The following is a 14,943-nucleotide window of genomic DNA, read 5'->3' as shown; positions in this document are numbered from 1 at the left end:
GCCCACGCCAAGCCTTGGCGTGGGCCGGTGGAGCGGCTGTGATCAGAATTCGTGATCAGCGTTGTCTGGGTTCAGGTCCGTGATGCCCAGTTTGCCCGCAGCCTGTTCGATTGCGCCGGTCTGCTTGACCAGTGCGCCGATGGCGTCGCTGACGATCTTGTGCCCAGCGGTGTTTTCAGCACCGATCAGCTGGTCGAAGTGCTCACCCTTGTTGGCGTGATCGACGATGACCTGCATTTTTGCTTCGGTGTCGGCCAGGTCGGCCTTCAGCGCAGCGTCAGCGGCGGGGTCGGCCTTGGCCACCAGCGATGACAGGCTTGCACCGGTCATCTTGGTACCGTCGGTACGGGTGTACTCGCCCAGGTAGACGTTACGAATACCCTTGGCGTTGTAGAACGCCGAGTTATGGGTGTTATCGCTGAAGCAGTCATGCTCGTCTTCTGGCGAGTTGGCTTCCAGGGCGACTTTCAAACGCTCGCCAGCCAGTTCGCCGAGCGACAGGCTGCCCATGCCGAAGAGCATTTTGCGCAGGCCGCTGTCGACAGGCTCTTTTTCCAGGGTGGCGCGGTAGTTGTCGGCGACATTGGGCTTCCAGTTGCCCACCATTTCTTCGAGGTCACTGACCAGCAGGTCGGTGGCCGCTTTCAGGTACGCGCGGCGACGGTCGTTATGCCCACCGGTGGCGCCTGCGCCTTGCAGGTAGTCCGATGCCGGGCGGTTGCCCGCGCCAGGGCCGGTGCCGTTGAGGTCTTGGCCCCATAGCAAGAATTCGATGGCGTGGTAGCCGGTGGCGACGTTGGCCTCGGAACCGCCCAGCTCATTCAGGCTGGCGAGTTTTTCCGGGGTGATGTCTTTGACGTCGACTTTATCTTCGCCCACCTGGATTTCGCTGTTGGCGATGATGTTAGCCGTGGCGCCAGGGTTGCCCAGGGCGTGCTCGTAGCTCTTGTCGGTGTAGTCGATCAGGCCTTCGTCCAGGGGCCACGCATTCACTTGGCCCTCCCAGTCGTCGATGATGGTGTTACCGAATCGGAAGGTTTCACTTTGCAGGTAAGAAGGACGCGAGGCGATCCAGGCTTCACGGGCCGCCTTGAGGGTGGCGTCGCTGGGTTTGGCGAGGAAAGCGTCAACCGCTTTCTGCAGGTTCTGCGCGGTGCTCAGCGCGTCGCTGAATACGGCATGGACCATGTCGGCGTAGTGCGCGACTACCGCTTTGGCGGCGGTTTCGTCCAGCGTGCTGCTGGCCGGGGTCGCCGAGGCGCTGCTGGCGGCCGGAGTTGGCGTCGCGGCAGCGGTTTTTTCCTTATCCTTGCTATCGCCGCAACCGGCGAGCGTGATAGCAATGGCTAGCAGACTGGCGGTGGCCAGAGGCATACGAATCATGGCGGAATCCTGCGTCAAGGGTGTGGAACAGGCGCGCTTGCGCACGCAAAACTGCGCCATAATGCGAAAGATTTGCATTTTCTGTAAAGGGTTAAGACAAAATTCTTTTCAACGGCGCGGCAGATCCACCGCGACCGTACCGGAAGGGGGCCATTGGCTTTGCTTGAGAAAGGTGGTCAGCTCCCTGGTCGGCAGCGGTTTGCTGTACAGGTAGCCTTGGCCTTCGTGGCAGCCCTCGGCAATGATATAGGCCTCTTGCTCCAGGGTTTCCACGCCTTCGGCGATCACTTGCATGTTCAGGCTTTTGCCCAGTTGGATGATCGCCCGCACGATGGTGGCGTCGTCGTCGTCATCCATGATGTCCTGAACGAAACTCTTGTCGATCTTGATCTTGTCCAAAGGTAGCGATTTCAGATAGCTGAGCGACGAGTAGCCGGTGCCGAAGTCGTCGATGGCAATCAGCGCCCCGGAGCGGCGCAGGCTCAGCAAGTGCTGGGCGGCGGTGCTGATGTCTTCCATCAAGCCCGTTTCGGTCACCTCCAACTCCAGACTGCGCGGCGGCAGCCGGTAGACCTGCATCAGGTTGTTGACCACCCGCGGCAGTTCGTTGTGATGCAGTTGCACGGTCGACAGGTTGACCGCCATGCGCAGTTCACTGAAGCCCATGTCGTGCCATTCGCGCAGTTGTCGGCAGGCCTGGTCGAGCACCCATTCGCCGATGGCGATGATGCTGCCATTCTGCTCGGCCAGCGGAATGAACTGGTCGGGCGGTACGAAACCGTGCTCCGGGTGCTGCCAGCGCAACAAAGCTTCGACGCCGACTACGCGTTGGTCGCGGTAGCTGATTTGCGGTTGGTACACCAAGTGCAGTTGTTGCCGAGCAAGGGCTTCGCGCAGGTCTTTTTCCAACTCGCGGCGGCGGCGCATTTCGCTGTCGACGCTGGCGATATAAAACTGGTAGCGGTTGCGTGAGCGGCTCTTGGCCAGGGTCATGGTTTGCTCGGCCTTTTGCAGGAGTTTCTCCGTGCTGTCGCCGTCTTCAGGGAACAAGGTGATACCAATGGTGGCCCGCAGGCGGATTTCCTGATCGTCGATAGCGAAAGGCGCTTCCAGGTCGTCGAGAATGTTCTGCGCCAGTTCTGCCGCTTCGTAGGGCTGTTCGATGTCAGCCTGCACCAGAGCGAACTGGTCACCCCCCAGGCGCGCTAGTGAACCGAGGTGGCCGCCGTGGGCGCGCAGGCGGTCGGCCAGGGCCAGGAGCAACTGGTCGCCGGTCTGGTAGCTGAATTGCTCGTTGACGCCTTTGAAGTCATCCAACCCTACGCAAATCACCGCCACACGGCGCTGCAGGCGGCCCGCGTCGACGAGGATCTTGCCCAGTTGCCGTTGCAACTGCTGGCGGTTGGGCAGGCCGGTGAGGAAGTCATACTCAGCCATGCGCAGCAGGCTGTTTTCCGCCTCACGGCGCAGGTGGGTATTGCGCTCGATGGACACCAGCAGTTGGTTGGCGGTGTTGACCCAGATCCCCAGTTCGTTGCGCTCATGGCCTTTGAGTTGGGGGATCTGATACTGGCTGGGGCGGTCGGGGTTGATCAGGGTCAGGTGTTCGATCAGGCGTGACAGGGGCTTGGTCAGCAGCCAATGGTAGATCAGGTATAGCACCAGGCCCATGGCCAGTGCACGGAGTACGCCAGAGATGAAAATGATGACCGAACTGGTGATGAAATCTTCGCCATAGGGGGCGGTGTCGAGGGTGATGCTCAGGTCGCCATAGTATTCGCTGTAGGCACCGCGCCCCACCAGTCTGATGGAGTAGTGCTGTTCCTGGCCCAGGATAGGGTCGGTCAGCCAGCGGGTCGGCAAAGGTTGCAGCGGCCTTGAGCGTTCGGCCAGCATGGGTTCATTGGGGTGGCCAATGGAGGCCATGCGCACGGCCTGGTCTTGGAACAGGCCTTCGATGACCTGCATGCCCATTTCTCGGTCGAGGCTATAGACCGCCTGGGTTGAGGGGTCGCGGAACATGTCGAGGATCCGTTCGGCGTCATTGGTGATCGCCTGGCGGGTCTTATAGGCGTCAAAAACAATTTGCGCGCAGCTCAGCACCACGCCGACCGCGAAGGCAGCGAGCAGCACCATGCGGAGTAATTTCACCGACAAGCTGTTCTTGAGTTCCAGCTTCAAAGGGATTTTCCTTTTCCATGCGCATAACATCAAGTTGCCATCAGTATTGGGCAATCCGGTCTTAACAGTAAAGTGTCAATTAAACACAAGAGCTACAGGGATAACCAGACTGTTACATCTGTGCCAGGGTATCGGGCTAAGCGCTTTAAACTTGAGCTTGGCGTGCCCGGCCGATATTACCCCGTTCATAAAAAAACCCGCCGAAGCGGGTTTTTCTGGATCCATCATGTTAAGCAGTGAAGGTCTTGCCTTCGAACTGCTGTGCCACGAAATCCCAGTTCACCAAGTTCCAGAATGCTTCAACATACTTAGGACGAACATTGCGGTAGTCGATGTAGTAAGCATGTTCCCACACGTCGCAGGTCAGCAGTGGGGTGTCACCGCTGGTCAGCGGGTTGCCGGCACCGATGGTGCTGGCCAGGGCCAGGGAGCCGTCGGCTTTTTTGACCAACCAACCCCAGCCGGAACCAAAGGTGCCGACCGACGTTTTAGTGAACTCTTCTTTGAACTTGTCGAACGAGCCGAATGCCGCGGTGATGGCCTCGGCCAGTGCGCCAGTAGGTTCGCCGCCACCGTTAGGCGTCAGGCAGTTCCAGTAGAAAGTGTGGTTCCACACTTGAGCGGCGTTGTTGAAGATACCGCCAGACGACGACTTGACGATTTCTTCCAGGGTCTTGCCTTCGAACTCGGTGCCAGGCACCAGGTTGTTCAGGTTCACGACGTAGGTGTTGTGGTGCTTGTCGTGGTGAAACTCCAGAGTTTCCTTGGAGATATGCGGCTGCAGGGCATCGTGTGCGTAGGGCAGCGGCGGCAATTCAAAAGCCATGGTTGTTCTCCTAATCAGGTCTGTTGCGGGGAGCGCTGGGCCGATCACGGGCGGCCCGTTGTGCGCCTCAGAGTTTGTACTCTTTTCGGCGCAAGCATTGGATCATAGCACCGGCACCGGGGCTTAACCACGCAACAACTGTGTGGGATAGAGGTTCCAGAGCCTTCACGGCGTTTGATAAACGGCGCTAACCCAGCAGCAGTTGCGCGGCCACGGCAAACATCATCAGCGCTACCAGTAAGTCCAGTATTCGCCAGGTGTTCGGCCGTGCCAACCAGGGCGCTAACCAGGCAGCCGCCAGCGCCAGGCTGAAAAACCACAGGGCCGAGGCGCTCGCGGCCCCCGCCACATAGGCACCGGGCATGCTCTGCTGGGCCCCCAGCGAGCCGATGAGCAGGACGGTATCCAAGTACACATGGGGGTTGAGCAGGGTCACGGCCAGGGCACTGAGGAGCACGGCGCGGCGTGAGCGCAAGCCGTTGGCCGGATGATCCAAACGCTGCGGTGCCCAAGCCCGGCGCAAGGCCTGGCACCCATACCAAAGCAGAAATAGCGCGCCGCCCCAGCGCGCAACCGCTAGCAAAGCGGGGTGTTGGGCCAACAGGCTGGCTAGGCCGAAAACCCCTGCCGCCACCAGTATGACGTCACACATAATGCACAGAGCCGCCACGGGCACGTGGTGTTCGCGGCGCAGGCTTTGTGCCAGAACAAAGGCATTCTGCGTGCCGATGGCCATGATCAAGCCCAAGGCTACCAGCAGCCCGTTAAGGTAACTTTGCCACATAATATTGCTCTCGCCCTTTGAATGCTGGCCATTTTGGAGGCTAAGCATGTATAAGAAAAATCAATAATGCTCACTCCCCATTAGGTAAATAGATGTTCGATTACAAACTACTCGCGGCGCTGGCTGCGGTGGTCGAGCAGGCTGGGTTCGAGCGGGCAGCGCAACGCTTAGGCCTGTCGCAGTCAGCGATTTCCCAGCGCATCAAGCTGCTCGAAGCACGGGTCGGCCAACCCGTCTTGGTGCGAGCCACGCCACCGCAACCCACCGAGCTCGGCCGGCGCCTGCTCAACCATGTGCAGCAGGTGCGTTTGCTTGAGCGTGACTTGCAGGCCCAGGTGCCGCAGCTCGATGAAGACGGCCTGCCGGAACGCCTGCGTATCGCGATCAACGCCGACAGTTTGGCGACTTGGTGGGGCTCAGCAGTGGGCGAGTTCTGTGTCAAGCACGGGCTGCTGCTGGACTTGGTGGTGGAAGACCAAGACGTAGGCCTTAAGCGCATGCGCGCTGGCGAAGTGGCTGCGAGCCTGTGTGCCAGTGAGCGGCCGGTGGCCGGTGCCCGCAGCGTACCGTTGGGGGCGATGCGCTATCGCGCTGTGGCCAGCCCGGGCTTTATCGCGCAGCACTTTCCCGGCGGCCTGACCCCAGCGCTGTTGGCCAAAGCGCCGGCGCTGGTGTTCGGCCCCGATGACCAGTTACAGCATCGTTATCTGGCCGGCCATGGCCTGGCGGGTAGCTTCCAGCATCACTTGTGCCCCTCGTCGGATGGGTTTTTGCGCCTCGCGGAGGTGGGGCTCGGTTGGGGTATGGTGCCGGAGCTGCAAGCGCGTGAACAATTGGCCAATGGACGCCTGCAGGAGTTGGTGGCGGACAGGCCCATCGACGTGCCGTTGTACTGGCATCACTGGCGCAATGGTGGGCTATTGCTTGGCGCCTTGACCGAGCACTTGCGTCAGGGGCGCTGGCTGGTTGCATTGCCGGGTCTGTCATCCGATGGGGTGAATCAGTGACAATGGGCGACTGGCACGCGACACGGAGCGCTACATGAGAATTTTGGTCACCGGGGCAAGCGGGTTCATCGGCGCACGGTTCGCCCGGCACGCCCTTGAGCAGGGGCTGCAGGTGCGTGTCAGCGGTCGCCGACCCGAGGCTGTTGGCCATTTGCTCAAGCGCGGCGCGCAATATTTGCCGGGTGATCTCAGCGATCCGGAGTTCGCCCGGCGCCTATGCCAGAGCGTCGACGCTGTCGTGCACTGTGCCGGGCCGGCAAGCCACTGGGGGCGGGCCGCGGATTTCCAGCGTGACCATGTGCAAGCCACAGAAAACATCGTTGAGGCTTGCCTGAAAGAACAGGTAGCGCGCCTGGTGCACCTGTCGTCTGCGGCGATCTACTTCGATGGGCGTGGGTGCTTGGACATTCGCGAGCCGGCGCTACCACGGCGTTTTCACGACACCTTCGCGGCCACACGGCACCTGGCCGAGCAAAAAGTTTTCGGCGCTGCAGAGTTTGGCCTGCAAACCATCGCCTTGCGGCCCGCCCGGGTGATCGGCGCAGGCGATACCTATTTTCTGCCGCGCCTGCTCGAACGCCAGCGCAACGGGCGGCTGAGCATTGTCGGCAACGGCTTGAACAAGGTCGATTTCACCAGCGTGCAAAACCTCAACCAGGCCCTGTTCAGTGCGCTGACCGTGGGCGAGGGTGCCCTTGGGCGCGCCTATAACCTGAGCAATGGCACGCCCTTGCCGTTTTGGGACGTTATCAACTATGCACTGCGCCAATTACAGCAACCCCAAGTGCGTCGCTATCGCTCGCGGCGCCTCGCTTACCTGGCCGGTGCAGCCAATGAAGCGCTCTGCCTGCTCTGGCCTGGGCGGCCAGAACCCACGGCCTCGCGCCTCGATGCGCAGGTGAGCAGTCACGACTTTACCTTGGACATCAGCCGCGCTCGCCAACTGTTGAACTATCAGCCCGGGGTGAGTCTATGGACTGCCTTGGACGAGTTCTGCGGGTGGTGGCAAGCCCAGCGCTGATCAGGGTTAAAATCCAGCCATTACCTTAATACTGATTCATGAAGGTGCACCCTATGCGCAAGCAGCCCCACGACGACATCGATGACGATCTACCCAGCCTGCGGGCCGATGCCAATGATGACGACGACTTCGACGACGCGCCTGGGCGCCGCGAGCACACGGCGGTGTATTCGCGGACCACGCCAGTGGTCAAGGTGAAGGCGCCTAGTACCGGCGCACTCTGGGCCATGATCGGCGCCCTGTTGATTGCCTTCGGCGGGCTCGGCTGGTGGAGTTTTCAGCAATTGAACCTGATGGAGCAGCAGTTGGTCGCGACCCAGGAAAGCTTTGCGCGCATCAGCGAGGAAGCGGCGGGGCGTTTGCAGGCGATCAGCGGCAAAGTGGTCGCTAGCCAGTCCAATAGCAGCAGCGACGCCGAGGCCCTGAAGCTGCAGGTCAAGCAGCTTCAGGACAAACTCGACGAACAGAGCCGCCAACAGCAGGGTGTCGCCGGCCAGCAAAGTGGGCTGGATAAACGCTTGGAGCAAGCCCTGGCGCAAGTGACCCAGCAGCAGGCGCTCAATGAGCAAACCCAGGGGCAGCTTAAATCGCTGGTCGGCGAAGTGGCGGCGTTGAAAGCGGCGCAGGGGGATAGCGGCAAGCTGGACGCTGAACTTAAAAGCTTGGCTGGCGATGTGGCGGCACTGAAGAAGCAGGGCAACCCTAGCGCGCAAATCGAACGCTTGGAGCAGGACTTGATCGTGCTCAAGAGCGAACAGGACAACCGCCCGGCGCCGACCCAAAACAACAGCCCCAGCACAGCGGAGTTCGACGCATTCCGCGGCCAGACCACCCGTAACCTCACCACCCTACAAAGTCAGATGCAGAACTTGCAGCAACAGATCAACGGCCGGCAAACGCCGTAAGACGTGCGGCCGGGTGGGTGGGAAAATTGTGTTTGCAGGGGTAAAAGATCGGGGGCAAGCCCCCCTCCTGCACCGACCGTAGGAGGGGGCTTGCCCCCGATCTTTTCAGCTCAAACAGCCGCCGCTAACCCCTCCTGCGGCCGCTGGCGAAAGGTCACCAGGGTCAGGATCAACGCCACCACCGCCAGGGCCGCGGCGGCCAGTGGCACGCTGGTCAAACCCAGCCCTTGGGCGATCACCGCGCCGCCGACCCAGGCCCCCAAGGCATTGCCCAAGTTGAACGCGCTGATATTCAGCGTCGAGACCAGGTTGGGCGCCGATTTACCGAACGTCACCACATTGATCTGTAGCGCGGGGACCGCCGCGAACGCGGCGCTTGCCCACAGAAACAGAGTAATTTCAGTCGGGATGACGGCAACGCTGGTCCAGCTCAGGGCCGTCGACACCACCGCCATCGCGGCGAACACTCCAATTAGCGTGGCAGCCAGGCGCCGGTCCGCCAGTTTGCCGCCGATGATATTGCCCACCGTGAGGCCCAAACCGATCAACAGCAAGGTCCACGTCACCCCTTGTGGCGAGACCCCTGTGACGTCGCCCAGCAGCGGTGCGATGTAGGTGAACAGAGTGAACATCGAGGCGGCGAAGAACACCGTCATGCCCAGCGACAGCCAAATCCCCAGGCCTTTAAGGGCTGAGAGTTCGGCGACCATGTCGAGTTTCGCCTCATCGCGCTTGGTCGGCAGGTAGCGGATCAAGCCGATCAACGCCACCACGCCAATCGCCGTGACCGCCCAAAAGGTCGACCGCCAGCCCGCGTATTGGCCGAGGGCCGTGCCCAATGGCACGCCCAGGACGTTGGCCAGGGTCAGGCCGGTGAACATCAGGGCAACCGCCGAGGCGCGTTTGTCGGAGGCGACCAGACCGGCTGCCACCACCGAGCCAATGCCGAAGAATGCCCCGTGACACAGGGCGGTCACCACCCGGGCGAACATCAGCACGTTGTAATCGCTGGCCAGGGCGCAGAGCAGGTTACCTACGATAAATACCCCCATCAGCACCACCAGCGCGGCTTTGCGTGGCAGGCGGGCGGTGGCCATGGCCATGAAGGGGGCACCAATGGCCACGCCCAGAGCGTAACCGGTGACCAGCCAGCCGGCGCCCGGAATGGACACGCCCAGGTCGCGGGCAACGTCGGGCAGTAGGCCCATGATGACGAACTCGGTCGTGCCAATGGCAAACGAGCTCAAGGCCAGGATGATAAGAGAGAGTGGCATGGGTGGATCCTTGTCAGAGCTCTTGGCTCAGTTGCGTGAGGAACGCTGCGATGCTGTCCTCGTTGCGTTTGAAGAAGTGCCATTGGCCGATCTTGCGACTGCTGATCAGGCCGGCGCGTTGCAGAGTGGCCAGGTGAGCCGAGACGGTCGATTGCGACAGGCCACAGCGCTGGTCTATTTGACCGGCGCAAACACCATGGGCAAGGCTGTGCTGCTGGGTAGGGAACTGCCCTTCAGGGTCTTTCAGCCAGGCGAGAATCTCCCGCCGGACGGGGTGAGCCAGGGCTTTTATCTGTTCGTCGAGGTCAACGGGCATGGTTTCGCTCTGCGATATATATCGTCAAGTGGCGAAATATATATCTGTATTTCGCGATACGCAAATATGATTGGCGCGTCAGCCTGACGTTATCGTTCTCAAGAGGGCATGGCAGGATCCACCGGTTGATGTAAGCTCGCCCGATGAATTATCTCGCGCACCTTCATTTAGGCGGCCAGCGCCCCGAACAGTTGCTCGGCAGCCTGTATGGGGACTTCGTCAAGGGCGGCCTTCAGGGCCGCTTCAGCGATGAGCTGGAAGCCGCGATCCGCCTACACCGGCAGATCGATGCCTTCACGGATGGCCACCCGTTGGTCAAGCAGGCGCTCGCGCGTTTTCCGCGGGAGCGGCGGCGCTATGCCGGGATCATCCTCGATGTGTTTTTCGACCATTGCCTGGCGCGCTACTGGCGCGATTACTCCGAGCAGCCGCTGGAGCAGTTCTGCGCGCGCTTTTATCGGATCCTCGCCGCAGAGCCCAACCTGCCGGGGCGCCTGGCGAGCATTGCGCCTTATATGATCGCTGACGATTGGCTGGGCTCGTACAAGGACTTCCGGGTGCTCGGCCAAGTGCTCAATGGCATCTCCCAGCGCCTGTCGCGGCCCGAAGCGCTGAGGGGCGCCTTGCCTGAAGTGCAAGCGCTGTACGAGCCGCTGTTGAACGACTTCCGCGAGTTTTACCCCCTGTTGCAAGGCTTCGTCGAGACGCAGCGCGCTTAAGCGGCTTGCCGAGCCTGCGCACGCCGGGCCTCCGGGGCCTTGCCAAACAGCGCTTGCTGTACCGCCGCCTGCGCTTCGAAGGCTAACGCTGCGCGTTCCTTGCCCTGGCTGGCGATGGGCTTGAGCAGGTGCACTTGCACCTCGCCACAGTCTTGGGCGAACAGCCGCAGCAGGTGCGACAGCAGGTCGTCATCGCCAATGAACGGTGCCAATTCGTCGGTGCTGCCGTTGCGCAGGTAACGAATGGCCACCGGTTGCAGCGCCACCCCGGTGTCGATCGCGCTGGCCAGCAGGCGCCCATGGAAGGTGCGCAAGGCGCGCCCGTCGGTGGTGGTGCCTTCGGGGAACATCACCAGCGAGTGGCCCTGGCGCAAATGTTCGCTCATTTGCCGCCGGGTCAGCTGGCTGTCACCCGTGCCACGGCGGATGAACAGGGTGCCGGCCTTGAGCGCCAGCCAGCCGGCCACCGGCCAGGTCCTGACTTCGGCCTTGGATAAAAACGCCAGCGGCTGCAACCTGCCCAGCAGCGCGATATCCGTCCAGGACACGTGGTTGCTGACCCACAGCATGGGCTGGCGCGGCAACTCCCCGCGTAGCGTCACGTGAAAGGGCAGGGCGTTGCTCAGGCGAGCCATGAAAAAACGCGACCAGCGTTGCCGACGGGCTGCGCACTGGCTCACCCGCAGGCGCTCCAGCAGGCTGAAGACCATGGCCATGGCCAGGCCCAAAGCGACCACCAGCAGCACCCTGGCGACCCGTGCGTAAATCCGTGCACGGCGCATTACACAGCCGCCTTGAAGTGGCGGGCGTAGCGCGGGCAGAGGTTGTCGCGTTTAAGCAGGATGAATACATCGGCCACTTGGAATTCTTCGTCCCAGCAGGGCTCACCGCACACCTTGGCGCCCAGGCGCATGTAGGCTTTGAGCAGCGGCGGCACTTCGGCGATGACGTTGCTGGGGATGTCCAGGCTGGGCAATGGCTTCTTCGGTTCGGCGCGCAGGTGTTCGTTGCACAGGTAGCGATCGCGCAGCCGTTGCATCACCGCCTGGGCCTGAATGCCGCCGTCTTGCATAGAGATGCTGGCGCACCCCATCAGGTAGCTGTAACGGCCTTCGTTGAGCACTTCGGCCAGCTCAGCCCAAAGTACGGCGATGGTGCCGCCGTTGCGGTAAGCGGCGTCGACGCAGGTGCGGCCAATCTCCAGCACCGGCCCCTGCAGGCCAGACAAGCCATGCAGGCTGAACTCTTCTTCGCTGTAAAAGCGGCCAAGCCCGCGGGCGGCTTGATGATCGAGCAGGCGGGTAGTGGCCACCAGGCGCCCGGTGTTGAGGTCACGCACGCCGATATGCCGGCAGTGTGCGTCGAAGTCATCCATGTCCAGGCCCTGTTCGGCACCCTTGAGCTTGGCTTTGAGCTCACCGCTAAATACGGCGAAGCGCAGGGCCTGGGCTTCACGCAGGGCGTGGGGCCCGACCAGGCGTTCGGCTTGCAGGCGGCGTTCAATGCGGGTGTCGTCAGCGCGGGCGGTCCGATTCATTGCAGATCTCCAAAAGTCAGCCTTGGGTCAGGGCCGATTGACTTTGTTGTGCAATGTCAGCCTAGGTAGGCCGGGTGTCATGCCTGTGAAGCTTCGGTGATGCTTGTGTGACAGCCGCAACGGCCCGTTTTTGAGCGGTTGACAAGGGGGCCAAGGCTGGAAATTGTGTAGCCGTTGACGCATTCATGGCCGATTTTGTGTCATCTTTGCGGGTTAGAATTAGCCCTTCGAGAAATTAGTCAGTACCCCATGCCTTTAGTGTTTTTGATTGTGCTCGCGACCTTCAGCCTGTTTTGCAACGCTGAGCAATGGCCCGCCGAGCAATGGCCCGAGCGCCTTGCGCCGCGCTCGCCGGCGCTGGATGAACTGCAGCGCTATAGCTTCCCGCCACGTGACGACGCTAGCCGCAATGGCGTGCGTACCGATGGGCTGCTGGTGATCCGCGACGGCCAGGTCATTTACGAACGCTACAGTGCGCCCACCAGCGCCAGTACAGCCCATGCCACGTGGTCCATCAGCAAGAGCCTGCTGGCCACGGTATTGGGGGTGGCGTTCAGTGAGGGCCGCTTCGCTCTGCAAGATGCCGTGGTGGACTACTACCAGCCTTTTCGCAAACACCCGGATGTGCGTTTGCAAGACCTGCTGCACTGGGCCTCAGGGCTGGACTGGCAGGAAGATTACGAGTACGCGCCGTTGAATTCCTCAGTGGTCGCCATGTTGTATACCCGCGGCCGTACTGACATGGCCGCGTACGCCGCGCAGTGCGGCCGCTTCAGTGCTCCGGGGAGGCAGTTTCGTTATTCCAGTGGTGACAGCAACGTGCTGGCGGCCGTGCTGAAAAACCTGGTGGGCGCCCACGACTACCCCAACTACCCGTGGCGGGCGCTTTTCGAACCCCTGGGTATCCATCATGCGGTGTGGGAGACCGACGCCACGGGTACCTTCGTGGCGTCGTCTTATGCCTACCTCACTGCCCGCGACCTGGCCCGGGTTGGTTTGCTGATGCTGCGCGACGGCCGCTGGCGCCAGCGCCAGCTGCTACCGCCCGAGTGGGTGGCGTTCAACCGCACGCCGTTTGCCCACGCCACTGCCGAACCGGGCGAGGCGACCCCCGGTGGCCATTGGTGGCTGAACCGGGCCATCGGCGCTGCGCCACGGCCCTGGCCCAGTGCCCCTGAAGACACCTTCGCGGCCCTCGGCCATTGGGGCCAAGGCCTGTATATATTGCCTAAGCAAAAGCTGGTGATCGTGCGCTATGGCGACGACCGCGATGGCAGCTTTTCCCATGATGCCTTGCTCGAGCGGGTACTGGCGGCGTTCCCCGAAGAGGCCGGGCAATGAACCCTAGTCGCCATCCCTGGCTGAGCCTGGCCCTGGTGTTCAGCGTGGCGGCGGCGCTGTTCGTCTGGCAGGAACGTACGCAACTGGTGGCCTTTCCCGACATCCTCAGCGCTTATTCGGCGAAGGAATACTGCTCGTGCCGCTACGTCATGGAGCAACCTGAGGCCTACTGCCGCAGCTATGTGAAGCAATACTTGCCCCTCGGCTCGCTGCTGGACGACCCTGCCCAACGACGTGTCACCGCCAGCGGCCTGGGGCGGCGCAACAGCGCGCAGTGGCTAGGCCTGCGCCAGGGGTGTCGACTGCTCTCCGAGCCCTAAGCAAGCGCCTGGGCTGCAACTTGGCGACGCTTTGCCGGTCAGACTAACCTGCCGCCTGACGTCACCCTGGAGCGCTATGTTTTCCCAACACTGCCGATTGGCCGCGTGTGCTCCGTCTCCAAGGGGGCGCTGAGATGGCCGGCCCGATTTTCCCCTGGCGCCCTGACAACCGCTTCGAACTGCTGATCGACGGCCCGCAGTTTTTTCCGCGCTTGCTCCAGGCCATCGATCAAGCCCAACTGCACATCGACCTGGAACTCTACCTGGTCGAAGCCGGCGCGTGCGCCGAAGCACTGGTCAGCGCGCTGGAACGTTCAGCCCAGCGCGGGGTGGCGGTGCGCTGCCTGTTCGACCATTACGGCTCGCTGGCTTTTGGTGCTGCCTTGCGCCAGCGCCTGACCTCGGCGGGTGTGCAGTTGCGCTTTTATAACCCGATCCGCTGGCGCCGTGGCCTGCGCAACCTCTACCGCGACCACCGCAAATTACTCCTGGTCGATCAGCAATGGGCGATGGTCGGGGGGGCGGGCGTCACCGATCAGTTCTGGTCGCCGGGCGACGCCACCAGCGAATGGCATGAAATAATGGTGGCGATTAGCGGCCCCCTGGTAGCCGACTGGCAGATGCTGTTCGACCGCCAATGGCGAGCCAACCAGCGGCGTACCGCGTGGCGGCCACCGACCCATTTTGGCCTGCCGCGCTTGCCGCCGGTGCCTGCCAGCGGGGCAGGGCTGGGGCGGGTCGCCTATGCCGATGCCCGCCAGCATAAAGACATCGTGCAGTCGCTGGTGCGCGCACTCAATAGCAGCAAGCAGCGTATCTGGCTGGCGACGCCGTATTTTCTGCCCACCTGGAAAGTCCGCCGGGCGTTGCGCCGCGCTGCCGGGCGTGGGGTCGATGTGCGCTTGTTATTGACGGGGCCGCGCACCGACCACCCTTCGGTGCGCTACGCCGGGCATCGCTACTACCCGCGGTTGCTCCGCGCAGGGGTGCAGATATTTGAGTACCAGCCGTGCTTCTCGCACCTGAAGATGGTGCTGGTCGACGACTGGGTCAGCCTCGGCTCGTGCAATTTCGACCACTGGAACCTGCGCTTCAACCTCGAGGCGAATCTCGAAGCACTGGACGCCTCGCTGAGCACTCAAGTGGCGCAGAGCTTCACCCGCGACTTCGCCGAAAGCCGCGCCATCAGCCTGCAGGACTGGCACGCACGGCCGCTGTGGAGCCGGGTCAAGCAGCGGGTTTGGGGGTGGCTGGATCGCCTGGTGGTAAACGCCCTGGACCGGCGCAATTAGCCAGCTCAGTTACGCAAACGCCCGGCATTGAGCCGGG

General features: G+C 62.1%; 15 protein-coding genes. 7 read left to right on the top strand and 8 right to left on the bottom strand.

From position 1 onward, the window contains the following. Positions 1-42: 42 nt before the first annotated feature. From QCL65_RS20660 to QCL65_RS20645, 4 genes are all read right to left on the bottom strand, one after another. Positions 43-1,383 carry an imelysin family protein gene (locus QCL65_RS20660; RefSeq protein ID WP_407312070.1) on the bottom strand — a complete coding sequence of 447 codons (1,341 nt, stop codon included), beginning with the start codon at positions 1,381-1,383 and terminating at the stop codon, positions 43-45. Between the two features lie 108 nt (positions 1,384-1,491). Continuing rightward, positions 1,492-3,594 carry a putative bifunctional diguanylate cyclase/phosphodiesterase gene (locus QCL65_RS20655; protein ID WP_407312068.1) on the bottom strand — a complete coding sequence of 701 codons (2,103 nt, stop codon included), beginning with the start codon at positions 3,592-3,594 and terminating at the stop codon, positions 1,492-1,494. 199 nt (positions 3,595-3,793) lie between these two features. Next, a complete protein-coding gene (locus QCL65_RS20650) occupies positions 3,794-4,390 on the bottom strand; it encodes a superoxide dismutase (protein ID WP_407312066.1) in 597 nt (198 codons plus the stop codon). 187 nt (positions 4,391-4,577) lie between these two features. Next, entirely contained in the window at positions 4,578-5,174 is a 597-nt protein-coding gene (locus tag QCL65_RS20645; RefSeq protein WP_407312064.1) for a LysE/ArgO family amino acid transporter, read from the bottom strand. A gap of 92 nt (positions 5,175-5,266) precedes the next feature. Here QCL65_RS20645 and QCL65_RS20640 point away from each other — a divergent pair, with 92 nt between their 5' ends. Genes QCL65_RS20640 through QCL65_RS20630 form a run of 3 tightly spaced genes read left to right on the top strand, consistent with a single transcriptional unit; the run spans position 5,267 to position 8,107 of the window. After that, entirely contained in the window at positions 5,267-6,181 is a 915-nt protein-coding gene (locus QCL65_RS20640) for a LysR family transcriptional regulator ArgP (RefSeq protein WP_407312062.1), read from the top strand. Positions 6,182-6,215: 34 nt separating this feature from the next. Then, positions 6,216-7,202, top strand: coding sequence for an NAD-dependent epimerase/dehydratase family protein (locus tag QCL65_RS20635; RefSeq protein WP_407312060.1), 987 nt, complete (start codon positions 6,216-6,218; stop codon positions 7,200-7,202). Positions 7,203-7,255: 53 nt separating this feature from the next. Next, positions 7,256-8,107 carry an ATPase gene (locus tag QCL65_RS20630; protein WP_407312058.1) on the top strand — a complete coding sequence of 284 codons (852 nt, stop codon included), beginning with the start codon at positions 7,256-7,258 and terminating at the stop codon, positions 8,105-8,107. Positions 8,108-8,217: 110 nt separating this feature from the next. On the opposite strand, the gene QCL65_RS20625 is transcribed toward QCL65_RS20630, so the two are convergent. Both QCL65_RS20625 and QCL65_RS20620 read right to left on the bottom strand, forming a co-directional pair. Then, on the bottom strand, positions 8,218-9,381 hold the full coding sequence (locus tag QCL65_RS20625) for an MFS transporter (RefSeq protein ID WP_407312055.1): 1,164 nt from the start codon (positions 9,379-9,381) through the stop codon (positions 8,218-8,220). A gap of 13 nt (positions 9,382-9,394) precedes the next feature. Beyond that, the gene (locus tag QCL65_RS20620) at positions 9,395-9,697 is read right to left on the bottom strand and encodes an ArsR/SmtB family transcription factor (RefSeq protein WP_407312053.1); all 303 of its coding nucleotides are present in this window, start codon (positions 9,695-9,697) and stop codon (positions 9,395-9,397) included. A 143-nt stretch (positions 9,698-9,840) separates the two neighbouring features. On the opposite strand from QCL65_RS20620, the gene QCL65_RS20615 reads away from it, so the two are divergent. Further along, a complete protein-coding gene (locus QCL65_RS20615; RefSeq protein WP_407312051.1) occupies positions 9,841-10,416 on the top strand; it encodes an ACP phosphodiesterase in 576 nt (191 codons plus the stop codon). Here the strand turns inward: QCL65_RS20615 and QCL65_RS20610 are convergent. Both QCL65_RS20610 and olsB read right to left on the bottom strand, forming a co-directional pair. Further along, positions 10,413-11,198 (bottom strand): lysophospholipid acyltransferase family protein, encoded by a 786-nt coding sequence (locus QCL65_RS20610; protein ID WP_407312049.1) that lies wholly within the window; start codon positions 11,196-11,198, stop codon positions 10,413-10,415. The two genes, QCL65_RS20615 and QCL65_RS20610, sit on opposite strands and share 4 nt — an antisense overlap. Beyond that, positions 11,198-11,953: an L-ornithine N(alpha)-acyltransferase gene (gene olsB, locus QCL65_RS20605; RefSeq protein ID WP_407312047.1), complete on the bottom strand. Its 756-nt coding sequence runs from the start codon at positions 11,951-11,953 to the stop codon at positions 11,198-11,200. Before olsB ends, QCL65_RS20610 begins: the two co-directional genes overlap by 1 nt. A gap of 249 nt (positions 11,954-12,202) precedes the next feature. On the opposite strand from olsB, the gene QCL65_RS20600 reads away from it, so the two are divergent. From QCL65_RS20600 to QCL65_RS20590, 3 genes are all read left to right on the top strand, one after another. Next, positions 12,203-13,294 (top strand): serine hydrolase domain-containing protein, encoded by a 1,092-nt coding sequence (locus QCL65_RS20600; RefSeq protein WP_407312045.1) that lies wholly within the window; start codon positions 12,203-12,205, stop codon positions 13,292-13,294. After that, positions 13,291-13,614, top strand: coding sequence for an amidase (locus QCL65_RS20595; RefSeq protein WP_407312043.1), 324 nt, complete (start codon positions 13,291-13,293; stop codon positions 13,612-13,614). The genes QCL65_RS20600 and QCL65_RS20595 overlap by 4 nt, the downstream gene beginning before the upstream one ends. Before the next feature lie 134 nt (positions 13,615-13,748). Continuing rightward, positions 13,749-14,906, top strand: coding sequence for a phospholipase D-like domain-containing protein (locus tag QCL65_RS20590; protein WP_407312041.1), 1,158 nt, complete (start codon positions 13,749-13,751; stop codon positions 14,904-14,906). Positions 14,907-14,943: the final 37 nt, after the last annotated feature.

It is taken from the genome of Pseudomonas sp. nanlin1 (genome assembly GCF_045571515.1).
In the GTDB taxonomy this organism is placed as follows: Bacteria; Pseudomonadota; Gammaproteobacteria; order Pseudomonadales; family Pseudomonadaceae; genus Aquipseudomonas.
Note: the sequence above shows the minus strand (reverse complement) of the source record. Positions and strands in the feature narration are given on the sequence as shown.

Excerpts from the sequence above, each read along its gene's own strand:
- QCL65_RS20615 (WP_407312051.1), top strand. The coding sequence starts at position 9,841 with ATGAATTATCTCGCGCACCTTCATTTAGGCGGCCAGCGCCCCGAACAG.
- QCL65_RS20610 (WP_407312049.1), bottom strand. The coding sequence starts at position 11,198 with ATGCGCCGTGCACGGATTTACGCACGGGTCGCCAGGGTGCTGCTGGTG.
- QCL65_RS20590 (WP_407312041.1), top strand. The coding sequence starts at position 13,749 with ATGGCCGGCCCGATTTTCCCCTGGCGCCCTGACAACCGCTTCGAACTG.
- QCL65_RS20660 (WP_407312070.1), bottom strand. The coding sequence starts at position 1,383 with ATGATTCGTATGCCTCTGGCCACCGCCAGTCTGCTAGCCATTGCTATC.
- QCL65_RS20650 (WP_407312066.1), bottom strand. The coding sequence starts at position 4,390 with ATGGCTTTTGAATTGCCGCCGCTGCCCTACGCACACGATGCCCTGCAG.
- QCL65_RS20645 (WP_407312064.1), bottom strand. The coding sequence starts at position 5,174 with ATGTGGCAAAGTTACCTTAACGGGCTGCTGGTAGCCTTGGGCTTGATC.
- QCL65_RS20595 (WP_407312043.1), top strand. The coding sequence starts at position 13,291 with ATGAACCCTAGTCGCCATCCCTGGCTGAGCCTGGCCCTGGTGTTCAGC.
- QCL65_RS20600 (WP_407312045.1), top strand. The coding sequence starts at position 12,203 with ATGCCTTTAGTGTTTTTGATTGTGCTCGCGACCTTCAGCCTGTTTTGC.
- olsB (WP_407312047.1), bottom strand. The coding sequence starts at position 11,953 with ATGAATCGGACCGCCCGCGCTGACGACACCCGCATTGAACGCCGCCTG.
- QCL65_RS20655 (WP_407312068.1), bottom strand. The coding sequence starts at position 3,594 with ATGTTATGCGCATGGAAAAGGAAAATCCCTTTGAAGCTGGAACTCAAG.
- QCL65_RS20635 (WP_407312060.1), top strand. The coding sequence starts at position 6,216 with ATGAGAATTTTGGTCACCGGGGCAAGCGGGTTCATCGGCGCACGGTTC.
- QCL65_RS20625 (WP_407312055.1), bottom strand. The coding sequence starts at position 9,381 with ATGCCACTCTCTCTTATCATCCTGGCCTTGAGCTCGTTTGCCATTGGC.
- QCL65_RS20620 (WP_407312053.1), bottom strand. The coding sequence starts at position 9,697 with ATGCCCGTTGACCTCGACGAACAGATAAAAGCCCTGGCTCACCCCGTC.
- QCL65_RS20630 (WP_407312058.1), top strand. The coding sequence starts at position 7,256 with ATGCGCAAGCAGCCCCACGACGACATCGATGACGATCTACCCAGCCTG.
- QCL65_RS20640 (WP_407312062.1), top strand. The coding sequence starts at position 5,267 with ATGTTCGATTACAAACTACTCGCGGCGCTGGCTGCGGTGGTCGAGCAG.